The organism is Burkholderia sp. MSMB2157WGS, from assembly GCF_001532755.1.
In the GTDB taxonomy this organism is placed as follows: Bacteria; Pseudomonadota; Gammaproteobacteria; order Burkholderiales; family Burkholderiaceae; genus Burkholderia.
In genome coordinates this window covers 1-1,731 of the sequence record NZ_LPJG01000004.1, presented here as the reverse complement: position 1 = coordinate 1,731, position 1,731 = coordinate 1, and the positions used below count along the sequence as shown (strand labels likewise).

General features: G+C 64.6%; 2 protein-coding genes and 1 pseudogene. All 3 read right to left on the bottom strand.

Annotated elements, in window-relative coordinates:
- Nucleotides 1-209 (bottom strand): ATP-binding cassette domain-containing protein (locus tag WT53_RS31650; RefSeq protein WP_156447842.1); only part of this gene is annotated, 209 nt, incomplete at its 3' end.
- A 186-nt stretch (nucleotides 210-395) separates the two neighbouring features.
- Nucleotides 396-1,511 carry a polyamine ABC transporter substrate-binding protein gene (locus WT53_RS01425; RefSeq protein WP_059780814.1) on the bottom strand — a complete coding sequence of 372 codons (1,116 nt, stop codon included), beginning with the start codon at nucleotides 1,509-1,511 and terminating at the stop codon, nucleotides 396-398.
- Nucleotides 1,512-1,572: 61 nt separating this feature from the next.
- A pseudogene (locus WT53_RS31645) lies at nucleotides 1,573-1,731 on the bottom strand (aspartate aminotransferase family protein); the annotation flags it as partial.

The following is a 1,731-nucleotide window of genomic DNA, read 5'->3' as shown; positions in this document are numbered from 1 at the left end:
CGCAGCAGCGTGGACTTGCCGCAGCCCGAGCTGCCGAGCAGCGCGAACAGCTCGTTCTTCGCGATCGTCAGGTTCACATTGTCGACGGCCGTGCTGTCGCCGAATTTCTTCACGACGTTTTCGATGCGCACGAACGCGTCGTTTTGCGTACGGGGCGCCGTGGCCGGTTGGGTCTGTCGTGCGGCAGCGGAAGAGGGTATCGATTGCATGGGAGTCACCATTCGTTCTTCACGGATTGCAGGCGTGAGCGTCCCCGCGCGAGGCGCGCAACGCGACTCGCGGACGACGGCTCGTGCCGGATGGAACAGCGCGCGCGGCGCGCGGGCGGACGGAGGTCCGCGAATGTCAGGCGGGCAGGCGTACCGCGATGCCTGCGCCGCCGCGATGCGCGGCGATCAGTGGCCCGTCTTCAACTGGGCCCACAGACGGTTCTCGAGGCGCAGGATGTCGGCCGGCATCGGCTTCATCAGCACCATCTTCTTCAGCACGTCCTCGGGCGGGTAGACGGTCGGGTCCTGCGCGACGGCCGGCGTGACGAATTGATGCGCGGCCTTGTTCGCGGTCGGGTAGAACACCGTGTTGGTGATCGCCGCGTTGACCTTCGGATCGGACACGTAGTTGATCCACTTCATCGCGGCTTCCGGGTGCGGCGCATCCTTCGGGATCACCATCACGTCGAACCACAGCAGGCCGCCTTCCTTCGGGTTCGCGAACTTGATGTCGTACGAGCGCTTCGCTTCGGCCGAACGGCGGTGCGCGATGCCGACGTCGCCCGACCAGCCGAGCACGACGCACACGTCGTTGTTCGCGAGGTCGTTGATGTAGCCGGACGAGTTGAACTGGGTGATGTACGGGCGGACTTTCTTCAGGACTTCGAATGCAGCCTGGTAATCGCCCGGGTTCTTGCTGTTCGGATCCTTGCCCATGTATTGCAGCGTGGCGGCGAACACGTCGACGGCCTGGTCGAGGAACGACACGCCGCAGCTCTTCAGCTTCTCCATGTTGGCCGGATCGAACACCAGCGCCCAGCTGTCGACGGGCGCCTTGTCGCCGAGCGCCTTCTTCACCGCCTGGGCGTTGTAGCCGATGCCGTCCGTGCCGTATGCCCAGGGCACGCCGTACTGGTTGCCCGGATCGGCGTCGGCGATCATCTTCATCAGCAGCGGGTCGAGGTTCGCGAGGTTCGGAATCTTCGACTTGTCGAGCTTCTGGTACACGCCGGCCTGGATCTGCTTGGCCATGTAGTTCGACGTCGGCACGACGATGTCGTAGCCGGAGCTGCCGGCCAGCAGCTTCGCCTGAAGCGTGTCGTCGCTGTCGTAGTTGTCGTACTTGACGTGAATGCCCGTCTGCTTCTGGAAATTCGGGATCGTGTCCGGCGCGATGTAGTCGGACCAGTTGTAGACGTTCAGCTCGTCGGCATGCGCCGACGGGCTGGCGACCGACGTGAGCGCGGCCGCGGCGGCGAGGGCGGCGACGGAGCAGGCTTGGCGAAGAATACAGGCACGCATGGTGGAGTTCCCCTGGTTATGGCGACGTGCGGCGCCCGCCGCACGCCTGTAGGCAAGGCCGTTACGAAATACCCAGTTGCTGGGCGGTTGCATCGACGGCCTTCTTCGCCTTCGACACGAGTTCATCGATTTCCTGGCGCGAGATCACGAGCGGCGGCGACAGCAGCATCCGGTCGCCGGTCGCGCGCATGATCAGGTTGCCGTTGAAGCAGAAGTCGCG

Excerpts from the sequence above, each read along its gene's own strand:
- WT53_RS01425 (WP_059780814.1), bottom strand. The coding sequence starts at position 1,511 with ATGCGTGCCTGTATTCTTCGCCAAGCCTGCTCCGTCGCCGCCCTCGCC.